This is a genomic window from Chryseobacterium culicis, assembly GCF_002979755.1.
GTDB lineage: Bacteria > Bacteroidota > Bacteroidia > Flavobacteriales > Weeksellaceae > Chryseobacterium > Chryseobacterium culicis_A.
In genome coordinates this window covers 2,543,212-2,565,359 of the sequence record NZ_PCPP01000001.1, presented here as the reverse complement: position 1 = coordinate 2,565,359, position 22,148 = coordinate 2,543,212, and the positions used below count along the sequence as shown (strand labels likewise).

At 36.8% G+C, this 22,148-nt stretch carries 19 protein-coding genes; 5 read left to right on the top strand and 14 right to left on the bottom strand.

All coding sequences use genetic code 11. The features are described from left to right. Positions 1-27: 27 nt before the first annotated feature. The 5 genes from groES to CQ022_RS11550 all read right to left on the bottom strand — a co-directional run bounded on the left by groES (position 28) and on the right by CQ022_RS11550 (position 4,371). The gene (gene groES / locus CQ022_RS11570) at positions 28-306 is read right to left on the bottom strand and encodes a co-chaperone GroES (RefSeq protein WP_034696138.1); all 279 of its coding nucleotides are present in this window, start codon (positions 304-306) and stop codon (positions 28-30) included. Positions 307-421: 115 nt separating this feature from the next. Continuing rightward, on the bottom strand, positions 422-1,213 hold the full coding sequence (locus tag CQ022_RS11565; protein ID WP_105681531.1) for a TerC family protein: 792 nt from the start codon (positions 1,211-1,213) through the stop codon (positions 422-424). Continuing rightward, positions 1,200-2,411 (bottom strand): cation:dicarboxylate symporter family transporter, encoded by a 1,212-nt coding sequence (locus CQ022_RS11560; RefSeq protein WP_105681530.1) that lies wholly within the window; start codon positions 2,409-2,411, stop codon positions 1,200-1,202. Before CQ022_RS11560 ends, CQ022_RS11565 begins: the two co-directional genes overlap by 14 nt. Positions 2,412-2,452: 41 nt before the next feature. Beyond that, entirely contained in the window at positions 2,453-3,739 is a 1,287-nt protein-coding gene (locus CQ022_RS11555) for a CitMHS family transporter (protein WP_105681529.1), read from the bottom strand. A gap of 23 nt (positions 3,740-3,762) precedes the next feature. Then, the gene (locus CQ022_RS11550) at positions 3,763-4,371 is read right to left on the bottom strand and encodes a DUF2490 domain-containing protein (RefSeq protein ID WP_228421540.1); all 609 of its coding nucleotides are present in this window, start codon (positions 4,369-4,371) and stop codon (positions 3,763-3,765) included. A gap of 382 nt (positions 4,372-4,753) precedes the next feature. Here CQ022_RS11550 and CQ022_RS11545 point away from each other — a divergent pair, with 382 nt between their 5' ends. Both CQ022_RS11545 and CQ022_RS11540 read left to right on the top strand, forming a co-directional pair. Beyond that, positions 4,754-5,722, top strand: a complete 969-nt coding sequence (locus tag CQ022_RS11545; RefSeq protein WP_228421538.1) for a sensor histidine kinase — start codon at positions 4,754-4,756, stop codon at positions 5,720-5,722. Beyond that, positions 5,715-6,413, top strand: coding sequence for a LytR/AlgR family response regulator transcription factor (locus tag CQ022_RS11540; RefSeq protein WP_105681527.1), 699 nt, complete (start codon positions 5,715-5,717; stop codon positions 6,411-6,413). The genes CQ022_RS11545 and CQ022_RS11540 overlap by 8 nt, the downstream gene beginning before the upstream one ends. Positions 6,414-6,468: 55 nt before the next feature. On the opposite strand, the gene CQ022_RS23255 is transcribed toward CQ022_RS11540, so the two are convergent. The 4 genes from CQ022_RS23255 to CQ022_RS11525 all read right to left on the bottom strand — a co-directional run bounded on the left by CQ022_RS23255 (position 6,469) and on the right by CQ022_RS11525 (position 10,970). Next, on the bottom strand, positions 6,469-6,603 hold the full coding sequence (locus CQ022_RS23255; protein ID WP_262497574.1) for a hypothetical protein: 135 nt from the start codon (positions 6,601-6,603) through the stop codon (positions 6,469-6,471). A gap of 554 nt (positions 6,604-7,157) precedes the next feature. Then, positions 7,158-7,880 carry a hypothetical protein gene (locus CQ022_RS11535; protein ID WP_105681526.1) on the bottom strand — a complete coding sequence of 241 codons (723 nt, stop codon included), beginning with the start codon at positions 7,878-7,880 and terminating at the stop codon, positions 7,158-7,160. A gap of 56 nt (positions 7,881-7,936) precedes the next feature. Then, entirely contained in the window at positions 7,937-10,324 is a 2,388-nt protein-coding gene (locus CQ022_RS11530) for a M1 family metallopeptidase (RefSeq protein ID WP_105681525.1), read from the bottom strand. A 67-nt stretch (positions 10,325-10,391) separates the two neighbouring features. After that, positions 10,392-10,970: a HupE/UreJ family protein gene (locus CQ022_RS11525; protein ID WP_047435205.1), complete on the bottom strand. Its 579-nt coding sequence runs from the start codon at positions 10,968-10,970 to the stop codon at positions 10,392-10,394. A gap of 150 nt (positions 10,971-11,120) precedes the next feature. Between CQ022_RS11525 and CQ022_RS11520 the strand changes: the two genes are divergently transcribed. Together CQ022_RS11520 and CQ022_RS11515 are read left to right on the top strand one after the other, a co-directional pair. Further along, positions 11,121-14,339 carry a S8/S53 family peptidase gene (locus CQ022_RS11520; RefSeq protein ID WP_105681524.1) on the top strand — a complete coding sequence of 1,073 codons (3,219 nt, stop codon included), beginning with the start codon at positions 11,121-11,123 and terminating at the stop codon, positions 14,337-14,339. 80 nt (positions 14,340-14,419) lie between these two features. Continuing rightward, positions 14,420-14,935 (top strand): DUF6702 family protein, encoded by a 516-nt coding sequence (locus CQ022_RS11515; RefSeq protein WP_105681523.1) that lies wholly within the window; start codon positions 14,420-14,422, stop codon positions 14,933-14,935. A 5-nt stretch (positions 14,936-14,940) separates the two neighbouring features. Here CQ022_RS11515 and CQ022_RS11510 read toward each other — a convergent pair whose 3' ends face one another. Next, positions 14,941-15,534, bottom strand: coding sequence for an ACP phosphodiesterase (locus CQ022_RS11510; protein WP_105681522.1), 594 nt, complete (start codon positions 15,532-15,534; stop codon positions 14,941-14,943). 439 nt (positions 15,535-15,973) lie between these two features. Next, on the bottom strand, positions 15,974-17,323 hold the full coding sequence (gene radA, locus CQ022_RS11500; RefSeq protein WP_105681520.1) for a DNA repair protein RadA: 1,350 nt from the start codon (positions 17,321-17,323) through the stop codon (positions 15,974-15,976). Between the two features lie 137 nt (positions 17,324-17,460). On the opposite strand from radA, the gene CQ022_RS11495 reads away from it, so the two are divergent. Further along, the gene (locus tag CQ022_RS11495; protein WP_105681519.1) at positions 17,461-18,030 is read left to right on the top strand and encodes a YceI family protein; all 570 of its coding nucleotides are present in this window, start codon (positions 17,461-17,463) and stop codon (positions 18,028-18,030) included. 99 nt (positions 18,031-18,129) lie between these two features. Here CQ022_RS11495 and CQ022_RS11490 read toward each other — a convergent pair whose 3' ends face one another. The 3 genes from CQ022_RS11490 to CQ022_RS11480 are packed head-to-tail and all read right to left on the bottom strand — an operon-like array spanning position 18,130 to position 21,872. Further along, positions 18,130-19,830 carry a bifunctional alpha/beta hydrolase/class I SAM-dependent methyltransferase gene (locus tag CQ022_RS11490; RefSeq protein ID WP_105681518.1) on the bottom strand — a complete coding sequence of 567 codons (1,701 nt, stop codon included), beginning with the start codon at positions 19,828-19,830 and terminating at the stop codon, positions 18,130-18,132. Between the two features lie 3 nt (positions 19,831-19,833). Beyond that, positions 19,834-21,204, bottom strand: a complete 1,371-nt coding sequence (locus CQ022_RS11485) for a phosphatase PAP2 family protein (protein ID WP_123875856.1) — start codon at positions 21,202-21,204, stop codon at positions 19,834-19,836. Further along, positions 21,117-21,872 (bottom strand): SDR family NAD(P)-dependent oxidoreductase, encoded by a 756-nt coding sequence (locus CQ022_RS11480; protein WP_105681516.1) that lies wholly within the window; start codon positions 21,870-21,872, stop codon positions 21,117-21,119. Before CQ022_RS11480 ends, CQ022_RS11485 begins: the two co-directional genes overlap by 88 nt. Positions 21,873-22,148: the final 276 nt, after the last annotated feature.

Below are 22,148 nucleotides of genomic sequence, written 5' to 3'. Positions count from 1 at the left end.
ACATTTTACATTGTACAACGTACAGATTTACCCAATGATTCCTAATAAATCAGCTTCTCTTACGATTAAATAATCTTTACCTTCCAGCTTCAATTCAGCTCCTGAATATTTTCCATAAAGAACTTTGTCACCTACCTGAACTGTTGTAGGCTCATCTTTCTTACCAGGGCCTACTGCCACTACAGTACCTTCTTGCGGCTTTTCCTTTGCAGTGTCCGGGATGATAATACCTGAAGCTGTTTTAGTTTCTGCTGCGATTGGCTCTACCAGAACTCTGTCTGCCAATGGTTTAAAGTTTACTGACATAATATATTTATTTTTTAATTATTTCTGTGTTGTAATTCTCTAAATGTATGCCATGAGACCGTGGTGGCTGAAATGGCAGACTTTTGTTTCCGAATGTGAAAATTTGGCAGAAAAATTATTTTTTACGTGCGGGAAATCCAATAAGATAACTGGTCATTACAGGAACTACAAACAAAAGAACGGTAATGGCGGAAACTAAAATTTCCATGGTATGGCTGCCTAGAAATTGAGCGAATGCGGTGGCAGGGTAGAAGTGCTCATATAACGATAAACTTAGTTTAATTCCTAAAATAGCAATCACAATAAACGCGGCAGTTTCCAGGAAAGGAAATACCTGCATAAGGCGGACAAACCACTGCGCTATAAATCTCATCGCTAAAATCCCTATAAATACTCCGAGGGTAATGAGAAGTAAATTATCTGAGAAAGCAACTGCCGCAAAAACATTATCGATAGAAAAAGCAAGGTCCATTACTTCCACAATAGCAACGGTTGCCCAGAATTGTCCCAGCAGCCCGATGGAATTTTTATACAGCCAGCTGGATTCCTTGTCAGGACTTTCCTCTGCACTTTCTTCATCGTTTTTATTTTTCATCTTTTTGATCAACCAGTCCAAAGAAATATAGATCAGGTATAATCCTCCCAGTGGTTTCAGCCACCAAACGGAAATCAGAACAGAAGCAAAAATAAGAGCAAGTCCCCGAAATACATAAGCACCCAGGATTCCATATTTCAAAGCTCTTTTTCTTTGATGTTCGGGCAGATCCATTACGATGGTGGCCAATACTGCGGCGTTGTCCACGGAAAGGAGACTTTCAATCAGGATGAGATTGCCGATAATGGCTAAAGATTTTGCAGGGTTTTGTAAGATGTCATTGAAAAGGAGGGTAAAATCAGGAAATATCATTTTTTAGGGGAATAGAATGTTGATTAAGTTTTGAAATAATGGCAGCAGAAACTGAAATGCCTATGAAATTGGTAACTGATCTGGCTTCATTCATAAAGCGGTCTATGCTGTATAAAAGGGCAAGATCTGTGGTGGGGATTTTTCCAAAACGGCTTAAGGTAAACATCAGGGCAAGAAAACCGGATCCCGGTACCCCTGAAGCTGTTTTTGAAGCGATGGAAATGGTGATAAAAAGCCAGAAATAATCTTTTATGGTAAGAGGAATATTATAAAACTGGATCAGGAAAATACATGAAATCGAAAGGTAGATACAAGCTCCGGCCAGATTAAAATTGTACCCTAGAGGAATAATAAGGCGGAGAATTTTCCGGTCATAACCCTGTGATTCCATTTTATCAAAGATCATTGGGAAGGCGGTCTTTGATGAAGACGTTGCGATAACAAGAATGATTTCTTCTTTGATGCTGATTAAAAAATCCCAAAGGTTAATTTTAAAATAAGCTGTTACAACCCCTAATATTCCGAAGATGAAAAATACACAGGTAAGATATACTGTGGCAACAATCTTACTTAATGGGAGCAAAGTGTTAATTCCGTATACAGAAATTCCGTAAGCGATATTAGAGAAAATGACTATCGGGAGAAACAGGTACACATACTTGATGAGTTTGAAAAACAAGTTCCTTCCTACGTCTATAGCTTTAAGAATGTTATTTTTTTTCTTTGAAAGACCAATTACAACTCCCGCAGATATCGAGAGTAAAAGAAAAAGTACATAGTTACTGATGTGTAAAGGATTCGTAGTCTTGGTTAGAAACCTTTCAGGTAACGCTTTGTGTGAAGAAAGAATAATCCCCGTATTCGCTCCCGGTTTTAAAAGAAGACCGGATCCGATCCCCAATACAATACTGATGGAGGTGATGATTATAAAATACAGAACCATCTGACTTACAATTTTAAAAGCATTTTTGGTGCTGAAAATATAGCTTACTCCATACGTTACAGCAATAAAAATAACCGGAATAATCAAAACTTCAAGAAGCATGAAAAAGTAACTGCTTACCGTTTCCAGATGCTTACTGATTTCCGGAAAATAATAACCGGTTAATGCTCCACAGATGATCGCTGTGAATACATAAAGCGTAAGATTTCTTAAATAAGAGTCTGTAAATGTTTTTTGCTTGGCAGTTTTCATCATTCTCGTTTTAGGATAAGATTACAGAATTCAAAGATATAACCTTATATAATACCAAGAACCAATGCACCCAGTAACATGACGATTGATGATCCTATAGCCCACTTTAAGGTAAATTTCAAATGGTCAGAGAATTCAACACCTGCCAGTGAAACCAGCAGATAAGTGGAAGGAACCAGAGGACTTAATAAATGAGAAGCCTGTCCTACAAGACTGGCACGTCCCAAAATATCAGGCGGAATATTCAGCTGGCTGCCTGTCGCTGTAATGACTGGAAGAATTCCAAAATAATAAGCATCATTGGTAAGGAAAAAGGTAAGCGGTACACTGAATATGGCGGTGATAATGTTCAGATAGCCACCCCAGGTTTTTGGAACGATACTGATGATACTATTTCCCATAGAACTCATAATTCCGGTACCATTCAGAATACCTGTGAAAATTCCTGCTCCGAAGATCATTCCCGCCACAGATAAAGCATTTCCTGCATGTTTTGAAATAATCTTCTGCTGGTCTTTCAGTTTAGGATAATTAATCAGGGAAGCGATACAGAAGGCAATCATGAATGCAATTCCCAAAGGAATAATATCCAGAATCATCACACAAAGCAAAATAATGGTCAGGATTAAATTGACAATAATAAGTTTCGGACGTCTTAATGCGGGATCATTTTCGCCAGCAATATCCTGTCCGCTGTATTTGGTGTATTTACCATGTTTGCTGATTCTTTTTTTCTCTCTGACTCCTAAAATATAGGCAACAAAGAATACCCATACCAGCCCGATCAACATTACCGGAATCATAGGAACAAAAATTTCAGTATGTCCCAGTTTTAGAGAACTCATTACTCTGGCAGTTGGGCCTCCCCATGGTAAAATATTCATAATTCCGCCGGCTAGCATGATGATGCAGGTTAGAACTAAAGGGTTCATTCCCTGTTTTTTATAAAGCGGGAGTAATGCTGCTACCACAATAATGTAAGTGGAAGAGCCATCTCCGTCTAAAGAAACAAGTGTGGTGAGAAGGGCAGTCCCGATGGTTGTTTTTACCGGATTATCTCCTACAGCCTTTAGTATGGCATTCACAAGAGGTTCAAAAAGCCCGGTATCGATCATCAGACTGAAATACAGGATGGCAAAAATCAGCATAACCCCCGTAAGTGCTATTTCTTTTACTCCATCTTTCATCATTTTCCCCAGGTCAGGCCCGAATCCTGCCACCACGGCGATAAGTACAGGTACAAGGACTAAAGCCGTAAGCGGGGTCATCTTTTTGTTCATGATGAGGATCATGAAGATGAAAATCATTAAAAAACCAAGAAATGTAAGCATAATATAGTATAATGTTAGTGAGGTTATTGTTGTTTCTTTTTTCTCCAGTCAAAGCTGTTTCTGAAACCTATGAATCCGTAATTGCTTGTTTTTCCGGTTTCCAGCTGATTGATAAAGGCGAGTTCCAAAGCAGAGTTTTTCCCTATTTTTATTCCAAGGCCAGCCGTGATACGATTGCTGTCAAAAGGTTCTATTTTATCAACATTCATCCTTATTTCATTTTTAAGAATGCCGTAGAGCTTTTCTTTTTCGCCTTTTTTATTGAAAGGAATTCTGACAGAGATCAGATATCTGATTCTGACCATAAATTCATCAGGATTGCTGAGGAAACGTTCTTCCACTCTAAGTCGGTTAGAGATTGAAGTTCTGCCAATGTAATAATCAGCGGTTACCTGTTGAAAAGGTCTTTTTTCATACCTTATTTTTTTAGAATCATCAGCATTATAAGATTCAAGAACCAAAAACATAGCTCCTACAGCAGGTCTTATATTTTCTACCACTTCATAATCTACATAGGCATTCACAAGGAAAAGTCGTGTATCGTAAGCCAGATCAAAAGAACGGTATTGAGCAAGAGCAGTTAAAGTACTTTTGTCGGTAATCTTACCTGACATCAGGTACTGAAACCACATGTTATAGTTATCTTTGCTTTGACTATGTAAAAGACCATTTATCAAGCAAAATGATAAAATTAGCGTTAAACGTATATTAAGTTTCATGTAATATTTGATTAATATTGCGGTTTCTCAAATATATTTATTCGAAGGAGCGAGCCTGGATTTTTTCAATCAATGACAGTTTTTCTCAACGAACTGCATTTTGAGACAAAAAGATATTATATTTGATGCGTTTCAAAATAAGGTATGGACTATGTTTTTAATCATTAATTTTATTATTATATTATTGATTATCAGAATTTTATTTAGTGGTAAGATTCTGGAAAGCCTTATGAAGTACCGTTGGAAATTTTTGTTGAGGTTTCAGCATATTTTTTTCCTTTTTATCTTCATTTTGATGACTTATTTCACCGAAAACTACTTCCTGGATTCAACTCAGTTGGTGATAAGCATTATTTTGAATACCATTTTCAATGTGGGAATTTATTATCTGGTGTACTATTATCTGGTTCCCCGGTTTTATTTATCCAATAAGTATCCGGAGTTTATTCTCTATGCTTTAATCTGCTTTTTGGTTTCCAGCCTTTTCAGGATTTTGTGGGAGCCTGCTGTTTTTCAGATGGATTTCAGTGGAAAGGGCTATCACGTTGGGTTTCTGTACAATGTGTACATTTCACAGGGAATCATCATTCTGGTGGGATCTTTTTTGGGAATTACCAAAGACAAATTTTTAATAGAACAGGATGTGATCACTCTTGGAGAAGAGAAAGATCAGCTGTATCTTGATTTGCTGAAGTCTAAACTGAATCCTCATTTTTTGCTGAATACCCTTAATAATATTTATGCCAATAGTTTTACCCATTCGGAGAAGACCTCAGATTCTATTTTGCAGTTGAGCAAACTTCTGAAGTATATTATTTATGACAGCGGCAAAGAAAAAGTAACAGTTTCCCAGGAGTTTTCTTCATTGAAAGCTCTTGCAGCTTTATATCAGCTTAAATATAATAATCAGCTTAATATTGTCATGGATATTGAAGAGCAAGAAGAATTTGATGTTGCTGAAATCCCGTCTGCTATACTTCTTACTTTATTTGAAAATGCTTTAAAACACTCAGCAATAGGAGAGGATGCTCATGGTTTTATAAAATTATTCTGTAATATTGAGCGCTCTGAATTGTATTTTGAAATTATAAATTCTGTAGGGAAAGATAGAATTCATGGAGCTGAATCTAATTATCACGGATTGGGTAATGAGGCAATTATTCATATATTGGAAAAATTTTATCCTGATCAGTATGAATTTTATTCCGGACCGAAAGAAAATGATCAATATAAAATTGCTTTAACAATTACTATCAATGGCTAACCTGACTATCGTTAATGTAGATGATGAATATCCTGCATTGCAACTTGTAAAACAATATTGTGATCAGCTTGAAGATGTTGAATTGCTGGCTTCCTTTCAGAAACCGGAAGAAGCGCTGGCTTTCCTGAAAGCAAACAAAGTGGATCTGGTTGTTTTTGATATCAATATGCCTGGAATCAATGGGGTAGAGCTTTTACAGCAACTTCCCGATCCACCCTTGTGTATTTTTCTTACATTGGAAACAAAATATGCAGTGAAAGCCTTTGAACTGGATGTTGTACATTATCTTATCAAACCTGTGGATTTTGACACATTTAAAAAAGCGGTCAATAAAGCAAGAGATTTTGTTCAGTTTAAAAACTCAGCCAGCAGCCAGCAACAAGAAGACTTTATCATGTTCAAATCCAATTATGTGATGAATAAAGTTTTTCTTAAAGATATTCTTTGGATACAGGGATTCGGGGAATATATTGTGCTGATGACGCCGTTGAAAAAGTATATGATTCTGGAAAGAATGTCCAATTTTGAGGAAAAATTTCAGCATTTCGGTTTTATCAGAATTCACAAGTCTTATATTGTATTGTCAGAACATATTAATTCGTATAATTCCGGTCATGTTTTTCTGAAAAACGGAGATGAGCTTCCTTTGGGGAGAACTTATAAAAAGAATTTAAAAGAACATTTAAGTTAAAAAATAAAGCCGGAACATTTCCGGCCTTATCTTAAATTGTTATCTAAGGATTGAATTAAGGACAGTATTGTCCAGGTCCGATCCAAAGGATACACTGTCCTTTGTAATTGTACTCACAGCAAACGCGTCCTGCTGCTCCGCCGTTGATCGATTTCTGAGCGTCTCTGCTTAATAATTTAGCATTTTTCATAGTTATTAATATTTTGATTTGTACGTTCCTGAACATTTAAAGTCAATCAGGATTTTGACATTTGGTGTAAAATAAGAGAATCAAAGATAGTACTTTTCCTTATGATGTGATATATTTTATTAATATTTTTTTTAATAAAATTTTGATTATCAGTTATTAATGGTTTTCTTCAATGGTGATAGATGTACTTCAGATTGAGAATGTAAACAGAGAAAGCCGGAAATTTCCGGCTTTCTTCAAAATTGTTATGAGGAGATAGAACTAAGGACAGTTTTGTCCAGGCCCAATCCATAAAGTACATTTTCCATTATCATCGCGTTCGCAACATACTAATCTGGCAGCAATTCCGCCATGGATTGTTTTTTGAGCATCTCTGCTTAGTAATTTGGCATTTTTTATAAGTAATATTTTGATTTGTATGTTCCTGAGCATTTAAAGTCAATCAGGTTTTTGACATTTGGTGTTTATGGTGATTCAAATATAAAACTTTTTAAGCCAGATTGTTATATTTTTTATAGACGAAAAACAGGTGTTGGTGTTTGGTTTTCAATAATTTACTGAGTTATTTCCAAAGACATTTTTCTTCCTGCCATATCCATGTTCTGCTTTACAATTTTTCTTGTTGCAGGATCAATATAATAGGTTGTGGTAGCCGTTTTGTTGCTGATATCATCATTTGTTTTGACTACCCAAACTGGCTTTCCTTTATATTCTGCTTTTTGAGTATCCAGAATATAGGCTTTCATGATTCCTTTTTTCTCAGATTTTGGATTGTAATCGAAAATAGAAATCTCGGCAGTGTAATTTTCTTTCAAAGGAAGATAGCGTATCAGCATTGCATAGCTGCTGCTATCAAAATAATGTGCAGCAGGAATATCAATGATATCTTTTTTCTGAGATTTTTTATCCAGATAATATCCGGTGACTTTATCTTTCCCAGACTTGAGAACCGTATCTCTGTTTATATTGTATGAAGAATGATAAATGGGGGTGAAGTTCGATATTTTCACAAGGGTAGAATCTGTCCATTTTGCATCAGGAGCCTGTTTCATTTGTACAGTTGTTCTGATCAGAAGATCTGTTTTGTTCAGTTTTTTTGTCTCGGTGGTAATGCGTCCTATTTCTATTTTTGTTCCTGCATTTTCTGCAAGCCATAGAGCTTCGGAAGTTTCATCTTGTATTAATTTTTGATTGATTCCTGAATTTTCCGGCGTTAGCAGTTTTTGAGAAAAAAAATTAGCACTACTTAGTATTAAAAGGAAAAGAATGGTTCTCATGATCTTTTTAATAATAAGTAGTGCTGTATTTGTTAAAAGTTACAACCTTTTGATTTTTAACTTTTTCCGGCGGCCTGCATTGGATTAACTTTTCCGGTGGAGCCTCCTCTCACAGAACCTCCTTCCTGTTTTTGTTTAAAGAGTTGGAATTTTGAAGTTTCAGCACCGGATCCGGTACTTGTCCATAAGTTATTGGTTGTATCAATATCAGCAGTTTCTCTCATTGGATCAAGCTGAATAGATTTTAATTTTTTGTCAAAATAATACGTCTTGGAAACCTTTTGTTCGTTCAGTCTCCAGATCTGAGCCGCAGATTTATCATATAATTTTGATCCGTCTTCAAAAGTGAATTCAAGGATGATCGGCATTACCAGTCCGCCTTTATTCACAAAGTCTATCTGATAGCCTGTAATATTTTTGAATTTCTCTTTGTCCTTAGCATCTAAAGGAAGATTGGCTGCTGGTTTGACAGTGTATTCCTTATTATTATCTACCTTTTCCTGGCCTCTGTCGTATCTGTAATAGAAGTCCTGAAGATCTTTATCTCCGTCTACATAGAATTTGATATTCTTATCTTCTCTGTTTCTGATTTTTGAAAGGTCTTCGAAACTGTTCACCAAAGGTTTTTCAACCTGATATTTTACTTCTGCAGCTGCTTTTGGATCAGTCTCAAGATTAGGAACAGCTACCGTTACCTTATCAATAGCAATATCTACAGGATCTGTACCGTAGAACCAGCCTCTCCAGAACCAATCAAGGTCTTCACCGCTGGCATCTTCCATGGTGCGGAATAAATCTGCAGGTTCAGGATGTTTGAATGCCCATCTTTTAGCATACGTTTTAAATGCTTTGTCGAAAAGCTCTCTTCCCATGATTGTTTCACGAAGAATGTTCAATCCTGTTGCAGGTTTTGAATAGGCGTTCGGGCCGTACTGAACAATATTTTCTGAATTACTCATGATAGGCTCCAGCTGATCTTTCGGGAGTTTCATGTAGTCTACGATCGTCCATGCCGGTCCTCTTTTAGACGGGAATTTGTTATCCCATTTCTCTTCTGTAAGATATTCAGTAAATGTATTCAAACCTTCGTCCATCCATGCCCACTGTCTTTCATCAGAATTGATGATCATCGGGAAAAAGTTGTGACCAACCTCATGGATAATTACACCGATCATCCCATTTTTGGTTCCTTCAGAATAGGTGCCGTCTTTCTCTGTTCTTCCGAAATTAAAACAGATCATCGGATATTCCATTCCATTGGATGCCTCTACAGACTGTGCTACAGGATATGGATAAGGAATGGTAAATTCTGAATAGGTTTTAATGGTGTGCGCTACAGCTTTTGTGGAAAACTTTCTGTAAAGGCCATAAGATTCTTTTGGATAAAAACTCATTGCCATTACCTTGTTATTGTTTTCAGGGATTGTTACACGCATTCCGTCCCAGACAAATTTTCTGGAAGAAGTCCATGCAAAATCACGAATATCCTTTGCTTCAAAAACCCATGTTTTTCTTTGCTTTGAATGATTTTTCTCTGCTTTTTTAGCCTCATCCAATGTTACAATTTCGATGGGCTCAGCTGCATTTTCAGATTTTCTGTATCTTGATAACTGATCAGCTGTTAATACCTGATCGTAGTTTTTACATTCTCCGGTTCCTCCTACAATATGATCGGCAGGAACATTCATAGAAACTTTAAAATCTCCGAAAACCAAAGCAAATTCACCTCTTCCGGTAAACTGATGGTTCTGCCATCCCTGAAAGTCGCTATACACGCACATTCTTGGATACCATTGTGTTATTGTATACAGATCATTACCATCCTCGGGGAAGTTTTCGTAACCGCCTCGGCCTCCCATCTTTATTCTGTTAGAGATATTGTAATTCCAGTCTACTTTGAAAACGAATTTTTCTCCCTTTTTCAAAACTTTTGGGAGGTCAATACGCATCATGGTTTTGTTGACGGTATACTTCAAAGGATTCCCTGAAGCATCAGTCACTTTTTCAAGATTTACTCCATAGCCATTATCTTTCACAGGAAGCTCAGAAATTTTAAGCTGCTGGTCTGTAGTGGAAGGACGAAGAATAGATGAAGCGTCATATCCTGCATTTCTGATATTTGAGTGTTCGTTTTCATCAAGCTGCAACCAGATATAATCCAACTCATCCGGAGAATTGTTGTAGTAGGTAACTGTTTCCGAACCTTTCAGATTTCTTTTATCCTCATCCAGATAAGCGGAAATGTTATAGTCGGCTCTGTTTTGCCAGTATCCGTGTCCGGGAGCTCCTGAAGCTGTTCTGTAAATATTGGGTGTTGGTAGAATCGTTCCCAGCTGCTCAAACTTGTTGCCATGGTTGCTGCCTGGGTTATTCTGAATATTTTGTGCGGTGAAACCTGTATATGCAAATACAGAAAGTGAAAGTATAACAACTTTTAGTTTCATAACCGAAATGATTTATTAATGGTCAAAGATAGGAATTAGCTGCTGAAATAATAAAAATATTTAACTTTTAAAACGGAATTCTTTCCAGAGTCATTTTCAGGGATAAAGCAAATACCCCGGAAGAAACAAACAGAATCCAGTCTTTTTTATTCACTTTAAAAAGATTGAGCGAAATAAACAGGATGATTAAAATCGCAGCAACAATTACAATCTGGCCAAGCTCCAAACCAATATTAAACCCAAGGAGAGGTAAAGCAATACTTTGACTTTTTGCAATCATTACTCTTGCTGTGTTGGCGAATCCCATGCCGTGAACAAGTCCAAAGATTAATGCAAGGTAGTAATTGGCCCGCATCAAGGTTTGTTTCTGATTTTTCATGATAATATTATCCAAAGAAGTCAGAACAATGGTTAAAGGAATTAAAAATTCAACCCAGTCAGAAGGAACTCTGAAAACATCCAGAATACTCAAAGCTAATGTAATGGAATGTCCTATTGTAAATGCAGTCACCAGAATCAGGATTTTTTTCCAGTCACTGTAGGAATAAACAGCGATCAATGCCAGTACAAAAAGCTGATGATCCAGAGCATCCAGAGAAATAATATGTTCCCATCCAAGGTTTAAATAAAAAAGAAAATCCTGCATTTTGATTAAAATATTTTATATTTTGAATATATTGTTAAAGTGGGGTTTGTTTTGTTTTTGGTTTAATTTTTATACTTGATTTTTATTAATGCTTTATACTATTTATGTATTGAATAAAAATTGTATAATTGTATTGCATAAAAATGAAATATGGATATTAAAAAATTATTTTCTACAAATGTAAACATTTCACCTGGAGGAGCGAAGCTTCTTAGAAATGCTACAGCAGCCTTTTTGGGATTATATTCCTACGCTTTTTACGGTCAGGTCCAGAAGTTGGACTCCCGGTTTGATATTTTATTGAAAAATAAAGAAAATATTACCAATGGAAGAGCAGTAAAAGAATTGGAACGTCCTGATATGAAACTTGACCAGCATCTGGTAGTGACTTCAAAGGGAGCTCAGACTATGTATTCATGCGTTATTTATACGAAAGAGCCTGAAAAACTGAAGGCTGATGGTTTCCTGATCCAAAGTCAGCTGCCAACGTTTTCTACCGCCCTGGTCTCCATGGATGATCTTGAACGGCTTACGAAACTTCCTTATGTAACTTCAGTAATGGCTCCTGAGTTTGATGAACTTCATAATGATGTGAGCAGAGCTCAGTCCGGAGCAAGCCTTTTGCAGGATGGAGTTTTCAATAATACTGCATATAATGGAACAGGTGTTTTAGTCGGAATTTATGACAGTGGAATAGACTGGAAACATCCGGACTTCAGAAAAGCCAATGATCAGACCAAAAGCAGAATTGTTTCTATCTGGGATCAGACACTCACAGCACAAGCAGGAGAGACAACGCCTACAGGATTTTCAACAGGTGTAGAGTATACAAGAGCACAGATTGAAGATGAGTTAGATGGAACACCCACAGGATTTGTACGTGAAAATGATACAAACGGACACGGAACCCATGTTTCTGGGACGGCAGCTGGCAATGGCTCTGCATTTACGGATAAAAGACATAAAGGATTTTCATCTGATGCCGATATTGTATTTGTAAAAGGTGGTAACGGATCTTTTCCTACAACAAATACCATTAATGCTTTAACCTATTTTAAAAACGTAGCAACAGCGCTTAATAAACCTATTGTTGTCAATATGAGTATTGGCGGACAGGGAACTGCTCATGACGGAACTTCCAGCCATGAGGTAGCGGTGAACAATTTTACCACTTCAGGACCTGGTAGAGTAGTGGTTATTTCTGCAGGTAATGATTATGGAGCCAATCTTCATAGAAAATTTGATATTGCGGCTGGTGCGGCACAGACGTATGCCTTTACCGTTTCAAGCAATACTTCTGCAACTTCAGTATTTTCATTTATTATGTATGCCAATGATAATACTCCTGTTACAGCAAAACTAACTACTCCGGACGGACAACAGTATACACAGAATATAAGTACAACTACTGCTCACAGTATATTGGGAGGAGGGCTTACAGCAACAATGTATAACTACTGGGGGAATGATAATAACAAGCGGTATGTTCAGATGGTGGTAACCAGAACTTCCGGAACTACAAATGTTCAGGGAAATTATACCTTAGAAATTACCAATAACGGAACCCAGCAGATTACTACACATGGCTGGTTGTACAGCCAGGGAGTGAGTACAACTTTGCAAAATGGTGATAATGAATATATTGTAGGGTCTCCCGGGAATGCTTCTAATGCCATTACCGTGGCTTCATATTTAGGAAGAACAAGCTGGTACAGTGGAACAAGCGGTTATTATACCCTTACTCCACAGGAATCCATATCATCATTCAGTGCGCAAGGACCAAGAGTAGATGGGGTTCAAAAACCGGAAATTGCGGCTTCCGGTCAGAATGTGATTTCAACCAGATCATCTGATTCTTCTCCCGGAGCTACAGATATTATTGCAGGAACCAACTATTATGTGAAAAACCAGGGAACAAGTATGTCTTCACCAGGAGTAGCAGGAGCAGTAGGATTATTGCTTCAGGCCAATCCGGCATTAACGGCAGCGCAGGTGAAAGCTCGTCTTACAGCTAACGCAAGAATGGATGGGGCAACCGGTACTGTTCCGAATATGAGATGGGGATATGGTAAATTAGATATTTATAAAGCTGTTACTGATGAACTGGGATGTGTGAAATCTAATTTCGAAACAGTAGGGTATGATGAACCTTACATCATTGCCAATACAGAATCAAATTATTATTTTGATAATATAGCTCTTGCTGTCAGATATACCCCAACATTAACAGGAAAACTGGGAGGATTTTCGTTTTTAACAGGAACTTCACTTCCTTCTGATATTCCGGTGGATATTCAAATCAGAAAAGTGGATGCCAATGGAAATCCCGGGGATATTATAGCGACTAAAACAATCACTTCGTGGCTTAATAATACACAGAGATTTACCTGGAACTATGTGAGTCTTTCCGATCTGAATATACAGATGGTTACCGGAAAAGATTTTTATATTGTGGTCAATGGTTTGGGAGGAAGAATCGCTATGAAGGCTGAAAATGCAGTAGTTAATAACAGATCTAAAACATCTACAGATGGTACAGCATGGACTTCAAGAACATTTGATTTTAAAATGAGGGCTGTAGTGTATGAAAATGTAGCTGAAGTGAAAAATTTAGCAACTTCCAACCAAACGAAAGCCAGCACGGTAGCCAATGGATATAACTATTTTACCAATACCTGCCAGCTTATAGCAAGAGTAGAAAAAGAAGCAGCAAGTACTGTAACAGGAAATGTAACATCAAAAGTATGGGTGGATAATGCACAGCCCAACTATGTGGCAAGAAGATATGAAATCAATTCGGATGCAAACACTACGACTGCAACCGGAAAAGTAACTTTATACTTTAAGCAAAGTGATTTTGATGCTTATAATCTCACAAATGGAGTGAAATTACCTACTTCACCTACCGATGTTGCCAATAAAGCCAATCTTCTTATTGAAAAATACACAGGAACAAGTACTACAGGTACAGTAGCTTCTTTTGGAGGAACTGCAGCGATTATCACTCCTGATATTGCAGATATTATCTGGAATGATACCTACCAATACTGGGAAGTGAGCTTCCAGACGACAGGCTTTGGCGGATATTTTGTTAAAACAGGTACAACACTGGGAACAGCAGATGTTAAGATCAATGCAGAGGTGAATATCACCCCAAATCCTGCGAAAGATTTTGTGAATGTAGTGTTGGGCAGACATTCTAAAGGAGCGGTAACTATTTATGATGCTTCAGGAAAACTGGTTAAAACAGCAAATGTCAATACCAACGCAAGTAAAATTGATGTTTCAGCACTGGTAAGAGGAACTTATCTGTTCACCATTGTATTGGAGGATAATACAAAAATTACGAAAAAGGTGATTAAAGAATAAAAATTCAGTAATCAACTTCAATAAAAAAGCAGCAGTTTCTATAACTGCTGCTTTTTTTATATTTGCTTAAAATAAAATTCATGTCACGTAAGCTTTTTTTGGGATTTCTTGTATTGGTAACCATCGTCTTTCAGAGTTTTGTAAGCGATGAGGCTGTTCATCCCTACCATGTAGGCTCTGTGGAAATTAATTATAATTCAAAATCCAGAACATTTGAAGTGACAGGAAGGTTTTTCCTTGATGATATGGAAAATGGCTTGGGGAAAAAATATGGAGGCGCTTTTCATTTTAATGACGAACAATACAAAGCAAAATTGAATGATGCCCTGCAAAAATATTGCTCAGAATATTTCAAATTAAAAGTTGACAATAAATTTTTGAGGGTAAACTACATCGGATATGAAGAAGACCAGGAATCGGTAAATGTATTTCTGGAATCAGAATCTGTATCCACTCCCAAAAAAGTAGAAACTGCAGTAAGCTTTCTGTATAATCTTTTTGATGATCAGATCAATATTGTCCATATTATTGTGAATGGAGAAAGAAGAAGTGAAAAACTTACTTATCCTAACCGTTATCTCTATAAACAGTTTTAAGGATGTTAATTTTCCAGCTGAATCAACGTATTGATACCTTTTGCATGGGCGAGCAGATCAGGGAAAAAATCATCATAGCATTGCTGAAGACGCTCTTTATTCTTTAAAAAAGCTTCAAAAACAGGAATGTCCTTATCAAGATATTTTGCTTTATTAAGTACATTCTGAATACTGAATTTAATTCCCCAGTCTTCACGATAATTATAAAGCCAGTCATCATGCTCCATTTTGACAAGCATTTTTTTGAAGTTTTCGGGCAGCCATTGTTCATTGGCATTCAAAACACGGTACACTCGAAGGGAATGCGCTTTCCAGCCCTCAAGCGTATGTAAAGAAAAATCGTTGGCTACAAAATGATCCATAGAAACATCTACAAATGCCCCTGCGTACAATCTTACCAAAGGAGCAAATACTTTTTTGGCTTCATGAATGGCAGGATGGGAATCTGTAAAAGTATCAATGGCTCTGTGCAGGGTAATTCCGTCCTGAATATCTTTCGGGAAAGAAAAACGATCCCTGTTGCGGATAAAATCTTCAAGAAACTGCCCCACGATCTGTCCGTCGGTAAAAGAAAGAAAAGAATGCGCCAGATAATTCATAATTTAAAGGTATGAATTAAATGTGAATGTTGGGTATTATAATGAATGGTGAATAGTGAATAGTGAATAGTGAATCCGCTTCGCTTGTGAATTTTTATTAACATTCCAATTGACGATTGACTTGCAAAGCAAAATTGACCATTGACAGTTTCCCCTATAGTGAATCCGCTTCGCTTGTGAATTTTTATCAACATTCCAATTGACGATTGACTTGCAAAGCAAAATTGACCATTGACAGTTTCCCCTATAGTGAATCCGCTTCGCTTGTGAATTTTTATCAACATTCCAATTGACGATTGACTTGCAAAGCAAAATTGACCATTGACAGTTTCCCCTATAGTGAATCCGCTTCGCTTGTGAATTTTTTTATCCACATTCCAATTGACGATTGACTTGCGAAGCAAAATTGACCATTCACAATAATATTATTTCTCTATTTTTAAAAAAGTCTCTCGTGAAAATCCTCAATTTTACTCACTTCTTCAATCTTTATTCCAAATTTTCTCTTTGGAATTTTATTAAGATTAGAAACGAATATTTTTTCATACCCCAACTTTTCAGCTTCAGTAATTCTTTGTTCTACCTGGGCTATAGGACGTATTTCTCCACTCAGACCAATTTCTCCGGCAAAGCAGTAATGTTCCGAAATGGCAATGTCTTCATTGGAAGAAAGAACAGAAGCAATGACCGCTAGATCCAGTGCCGGATCATCTGTTTTTATCCCTCCGGTAATATTCAGGAAAACATCTTTTGCTCCCAATTGAAAACCTGCTCTTTTTTCCAGTACAGCCAAAAGCATATTGAGCCTTTTTGAATCAAAACCGGTGCAGCTTCTTTGAGGAGTACCATAAACAGCTGTGCTTACCAATGCCTGAATCTCAAGAAGCATAGGTCTGTTTCCCTCCAGCGTTACGGCAACGGAATTTCCGGACAGTTCTTCAAATTTCTTGGTGATCAGAATTTCAGAAGGGTTTTTAATCTCTTTCAATCCCTGGGAAACCATTTCATAAATACCAATTTCTGCGGTAGAACCAAAACGGTTTTTATTGGCTCTCAACAATCTGAAAAGGTGATTTCGGTCTCCATCGAAATTCAGAACCACGTCTACCATATGCTCTAGGACTTTTGGGCCGGCAATTTGGCCGTCTTTGGTGATGTGGCCTACAAGGAAAACAGGAGTATTATTTTCTTTGGCATATTTGATAATCTCATTGGAACATTCCCGGATTTGAGAGACAGTTCCGGGAGAACTTTCTATCAGTTGAGACTGCAGCGTCTGAATGGAATCAATGATCATGAAATCCGGTTCCAGTTTTTTTGCTTCATGAAGAATTTTCTCCAATGACGTTTCTGTAAAAAGGAAACAGTTCGGATTTTGAATATCCGTAAGCCTGTCTGCTCTCATTTTAATCTGAGATGCACTTTCTTCCCCGGAAACATAGAAGATTTTTTTCTTCATTTTCAATGCAAGCTGAAGCAGAAGGGTAGATTTCCCGATTCCCGGTTCGCCACCAATCAAAGTAACGGAGCCTAAAACAATTCCACCTCCTAAAACGCGGTTCAGTTCTTCGGAAGGTGTTTTTATTCTCGGTTCCTCGCTTGTTTCCACTTCAACAATATTGATGACGTGTTGTTTCGTTTTTGAAAAAGGCGGATTTTTGTGAGAAGGTTTTTCAACAACCTCTTCTACTAAGGTATTCCACTCCCCACAGTTTTTACATTGTCCCAGCCATTGAGGATACTGTGTTCCACAGTTTTGACAGAAATATGCTGTTTTCAGTTTTGCCATACTGCGAAGGTATAAAAAAGCATTTTTTTTTCAGAATCTAATTGAACTTAATATTAAAAACTAATCCATACGTAGTAGAAATATCTTTCATATATTAGCCTCATTCAATTAAAATATTAATGTAAAATATCATTACTATGAAAAAAGTATTTTTATCTTTCGTGTTTGTGTTTTTAAGTGTTGTTGCCTTTGCACAAGGTACGTGGGACGTAGACCATATGCATTCTTCCATCAATTTTAATATTAAACATATGGGAATTAGCTTTGTACAAGGAAGATTCGATAAGTTTGACGGAAGGATGGCCAGTAGTGGGGCAAATCTGGATAATGCTGATTTAAGCTTTTCTATAAGTGCTTCCACCATTAATACCGGAGTGGACATGAGAGACAGACATCTTATAAGTGAAGAGTTTTTCGATGTGGCCAAATATCCTGCTATTGAATTTAAGAGCTCTTCCGTTACAAAAGATAAAAACAACAACTATATTGTTAAAGGGAAACTGACGATCAAAGGAGTGGAGAAAGATATTACGGCTCCGGTTACCTTCGGTGGAATTACAAAAAATAAAGACGGAAAACAAATTATGGGAATTCAGACCAAGTTTACTGTAAACCGTCTGGATTATGGAATCAAATATGATCCTACAGGAGCAGGTATAGCAAAAGATGTTGAAGTAACCGCTTACTTTGAACTGGTGAAGCAATAATATTCAACCCATAAAATATAAAAAGGTTTTCTGTTCTAATGGAAAACCTTTTTTGTTTATAAAAACCGGTCAGAGAATCTGCGGGAATGGAAAATAGTATTAATCTGAAACGTTTACTTTTCCGGAAGAAACAGTGAAAATTCCAAAATCATCAATCAGCATATTTTCTTTCTGAATGGTATTAAAAGCCATTATTCTGTCCAGCTCCTTCTGTGAGCGTCTTCTCATAATCCAGTCTTTGTTCTGATGGTTATTCAGTACATAGGCAATCATTTTCAGCTGAGGATGCCATGGTTGTCCGGTGTAAATGATGAAGGCATTCTTTTCCGAAATAGAATTCACTCCCTGAATCGCTTTACTCGCCATTTCATTATCTCCGAAAAGTTCAAGAATCCCCGATACAACGGTGATATTAGGCTCGAAATTCAGTTTTTGATAGGTTTGCGGATCAAAACAGTCAAAATTGGTAAATCTGATATTCTGAAAATTCTTTTCTTTAATCACCTTTTCCCCGATTTCGATATTGGATTTTACAAATTCGTTGATAACGATTTCTGCGTCCGGATATTTTTCTTTGATATCGAACAAATAATTTCCTGTTCCGCCCGCAATATCCAGTATTTTCACAGGTCTTCCCTGTTGTTTTAGTGTTTTGATATTTTGTTCCAAAAGCTGCAGCAAATGTTGCTTTCTGATGCGGATTCCCTTCCAGCCGATCGCATTGAGGTAGTTTTTATCCATCATTTTTCCAAAACCGAATTTGCCTTTGGGCTGATTCTGATACACATAATCCAGCGAAGCTCCGGAATCGAAGCCGTATTTCAGACCAATGGCCATTCCATTGCTTAGTTTCCCGATTTTTCCTAAAGAAAATTTCTGCATTTTAAAATTCAGATTATTCCCGACATTATTTTGCAGATCATTATATTCTTTTACAGAAAAACGGTCGGGAGAAAGAGAGTTTTGCTTTGTTGCTCTGTTGAAGCATTTTTCAGCAAAATCCACAATTTTATCGTAGACTTTTTCCTTTCCGGTATCGAATAAAATTCCATGGAAGAAATCAGGCAGCACTTCATAATGTTTCAAATCTGTATCCAGTTTTTCATGGAATATTTTCTGATCTTTATTAAAAACTACATGATCTTTTTCTGCAGCCAGAATTAAAGTAGGGGTATCTATAGCTTCAGCATCTTCTACCAGACGTTTTCCTGCTTTTGCCAGATCAATAAGAAGTTCTGCGTCAATAGACCTTGAGATCAGGGGATCTGTATCATATGCTTTTTGCTGCTCAGGATCATGAGTCAGCATTTTGGATTTTACATAGCTTTTAATGATCAGCCCTTTCTTAAGCTTTGTTCCTAACGTAATCATTTCATTAGCAAAAGGAACAATGAGATTGATTTTAAAAGCTGGAGCCAAAAGAGCCATTCCTGCAATAGAAGGGGCAAAATCATGAGCCCATGCAGAAGCTACCACTCCGCCTATACTATTGGCTACAACGAAAATGTCTGTCGTTTTTATATCGTATTGGGAATTGATAAATTGAGAGAAAGCATCTAAATCTCTTACATAATCCATAAAAACAGATGAGGTTTGGGTTTTCGTATACCCATGCCCACGAAGATCAAATGCGAAGATAGTGTATTTTGAAAACTGGGGAGACTGTGCAATATCATTTAGTCTTTCAGAATGTTCATGTCCACGGTGGATCATGATGATACTCTTCTGCTGAGGTTGATAATTCCACTCACGATAAAAAATTTCACTGTTGTCAAAACTTGTAAAATGTCCGCTGTTCATAGATTAAAATTTTTTCAGAAAATCCTCCAGATAAGTAGGTATGACCGCATGCTTATTGTGGGTTTTCATCATGGTTATTGCTTCTGTAAGAGGTAAAGATAGAATATTTTTGATTACTAAAATTCCGATTAGCGAACTTCTTGTGAATCCCATTGTGCAATGGATCAGAATCTTGCCGTCCGGCGGAAGTTTCTGATAAGATTCTGTGATTTCCGTAACCAGCTTTTGGGTTTCAGAACTCTCAAATGTTCCAATGTCCAGAAAAGGAAAAGAATGATAAACTGCTGTATCTTTTATGATAGAGAGTTCTTCTATTTCACCTGACAGGTCATACACAAGGGTTGCCTTGTTAATTCCGAAATCTTGTATGCTTTCACGATCTGGTCTTGATGAAATATATAATCGGGGAATAATTTCCACAGGAGTCCTGTTTTTCCGGAAAAACCTCCAAAATATCCTGTAAATTAACAGATATGGGATATAGAAAATCTTTTTTATCCACGGAATATGTCCTGCTTTATTTTTTAAAAAGAAGATGTCATTTTTCTGATAATGATACCCGATCAGAATAATCATCAACCCTGGCCAAAGGAGTAACAACCCTGTTTCTCCGAAGAATTGATTAGTCAGAAATGCGATTAAAATAATACACCATCCTGATAAAAAATAGAGGTTGGCGATATGAAAATTTCTATACAGAAAATTATTTTTTTGATAAGGAAAGATGATAAAACTAAAATGGGCAAGAATACTTCCGGTTATGACATCAATGAAATGATGCTGATACGTTGTCAACGTAGAAATTCCCAGGATAATAAGCCAAAGCATAACGAATGATCTTCCTTTTTTTACATTCCTGAAAACAGACCAGAAAATAAAAGCATAGGCAATATGAAGGGACGGAGCCTGATTGAAAGAAGAATCAAATACTTTTAAAAACTGAAAAGAATATCCCAGAACCGAGTCGTTGATTTCAGGTTTGGACAAGGAAAATTTTAAGGGAAATAATAAGAAGCAAATTCCGGCAACAACCGTTACGAAGAGCATACGCTGTGTTAAAACTTTAAGCTGTTCTTTATTTTGACAGAAAAAAAATACCAGACAGAAAAAGATTCCGCTGGTCATATAAGGAATAATGCTCCACGGAATAAATGGAATGTAATTTTCAAAATTAAAAACGAAGGACGGAATATCAGTCAGTTTTGAAATATACCACGCTGCAAAATTGTAAACCATCATAAATACAATGGAACACAGAATCAAGGCGTACAGCTTTCTTTGTATTGTCAGTCGTTTTTCATCCATTGGGCTTTTCTGAACATGATGATATTTAATAAAGAAGAAGGAAGCAGGGATAAAGATTTCATCATCCACTTCATTTTTGTTGGAAAAATAATAAGCTTTTTCTGTTTTTCTATGGCTTCTGATATGATGGAAACTGCGGTTTCTACCTCCGTAAGAAATGGTTTTTTACTTAAGTTATTTTGGTTAAGCTGCCTTAATTTTTCGGTATCAATATATCCCGGAGCAATTGTAGTGACGGAAATTCCAAAAGGTTTCAGTGCGCGGTGATAGGCATCGGCAATCTGTATGACAGAACGTTTTGTCTTCGTATAAAGACTGGAATTTTCATATTCCAATATCCCTGAAACGGAAGCAATCACGGCAATCCTTCCTTTTTTCTGATTTTTCATTACTTTTCTTGCTGCCTCGAAAAAATTAACGGTTCCCAGAATATTGGTCTGAAGCATTTCTTCAGCCTCTTCGTACGAAATTCTTCCTGCTACATCTTCTGCATAGCTTCCTGCACAGTTAATGAAAATATCAAGTTCATTTTTATCCACAAGAAAAGACTGTAATGTGGATAACAGGGCATTAATATCACAAACATCTGTCTGAAAAGCCTTTATATCTTTAGAATCATTCTCCGGGATTTTGGTAAGATCTCTTCCACAGATTCCTACACCGTATCCTTTAGAAAGATAGTGTCTGGCCAGTGCATAGCCAATCCCTGAAGTTCCGCCTGCGATAAAAACGTTCATGAGTGTCTGATGGTTTTCAATTCTATGTAAAAATAGATTTTAAAAGTGAAAATAAGGTGAATGTTTTTAACGATTGAAACATTAAGATTTTTTTAAGATGTTTAGAATATGAAGATGAGCTTTGCTTTAAGCTTAAAAATCAGGATGATTCATCTTAACTCTACTTTATTTCTTAAACTTTCTTAATGGTTTTAGTATTATTTATAAAACTAAGATATTCAATAGGCACGGGCTTTAGCCCATGATCACAATAGGTTGCATTTCCATTGGCTTTAG

What these genes read in the sequence shown, in the direction of transcription:
- CQ022_RS11480 (WP_105681516.1), bottom strand. Translation starts at nt 21,872, where the DNA reads ATGAACGTTTTTATCGCAGGCGGAACTTCAGGGATTGGCTATGCACTG.
- CQ022_RS11565 (WP_105681531.1), bottom strand. Translation starts at nt 1,213, where the DNA reads ATGATATTTCCTGATTTTACCCTCCTTTTCAATGACATCTTACAAAAC.
- CQ022_RS11555 (WP_105681529.1), bottom strand. Translation starts at nt 3,739, where the DNA reads ATGCTTACATTTCTTGGTTTTTTAATGATTTTCATCTTCATGATCCTC.
- CQ022_RS11545 (WP_228421538.1), top strand. Translation starts at nt 4,754, where the DNA reads ATGACTTATTTCACCGAAAACTACTTCCTGGATTCAACTCAGTTGGTG.
- groES (WP_034696138.1), bottom strand. Translation starts at nt 306, where the DNA reads ATGTCAGTAAACTTTAAACCATTGGCAGACAGAGTTCTGGTAGAGCCA.
- CQ022_RS11510 (WP_105681522.1), bottom strand. Translation starts at nt 15,534, where the DNA reads ATGAATTATCTGGCGCATTCTTTTCTTTCTTTTACCGACGGACAGATC.
- CQ022_RS11525 (WP_047435205.1), bottom strand. Translation starts at nt 10,970, where the DNA reads ATGCAGGATTTTCTTTTTTATTTAAACCTTGGATGGGAACATATTATT.
- CQ022_RS11560 (WP_105681530.1), bottom strand. Translation starts at nt 2,411, where the DNA reads ATGATGAAAACTGCCAAGCAAAAAACATTTACAGACTCTTATTTAAGA.
- CQ022_RS23255 (WP_262497574.1), bottom strand. Translation starts at nt 6,603, where the DNA reads ATGAAAAATGCTAAATTATTAAGCAGAGACGCTCAGAAATCGATCAAC.
- CQ022_RS11520 (WP_105681524.1), top strand. Translation starts at nt 11,121, where the DNA reads ATGGATATTAAAAAATTATTTTCTACAAATGTAAACATTTCACCTGGA.
- CQ022_RS11515 (WP_105681523.1), top strand. Translation starts at nt 14,420, where the DNA reads ATGTCACGTAAGCTTTTTTTGGGATTTCTTGTATTGGTAACCATCGTC.
- CQ022_RS11530 (WP_105681525.1), bottom strand. Translation starts at nt 10,324, where the DNA reads ATGAAACTAAAAGTTGTTATACTTTCACTTTCTGTATTTGCATATACA.
- CQ022_RS11540 (WP_105681527.1), top strand. Translation starts at nt 5,715, where the DNA reads ATGGCTAACCTGACTATCGTTAATGTAGATGATGAATATCCTGCATTG.
- CQ022_RS11535 (WP_105681526.1), bottom strand. Translation starts at nt 7,880, where the DNA reads ATGAGAACCATTCTTTTCCTTTTAATACTAAGTAGTGCTAATTTTTTT.
- radA (WP_105681520.1), bottom strand. Translation starts at nt 17,323, where the DNA reads ATGGCAAAACTGAAAACAGCATATTTCTGTCAAAACTGTGGAACACAG.
- CQ022_RS11490 (WP_105681518.1), bottom strand. Translation starts at nt 19,830, where the DNA reads ATGAACAGCGGACATTTTACAAGTTTTGACAACAGTGAAATTTTTTAT.
- CQ022_RS11550 (WP_228421540.1), bottom strand. Translation starts at nt 4,371, where the DNA reads ATGTGGTTTCAGTACCTGATGTCAGGTAAGATTACCGACAAAAGTACT.
- CQ022_RS11495 (WP_105681519.1), top strand. Translation starts at nt 17,461, where the DNA reads ATGAAAAAAGTATTTTTATCTTTCGTGTTTGTGTTTTTAAGTGTTGTT.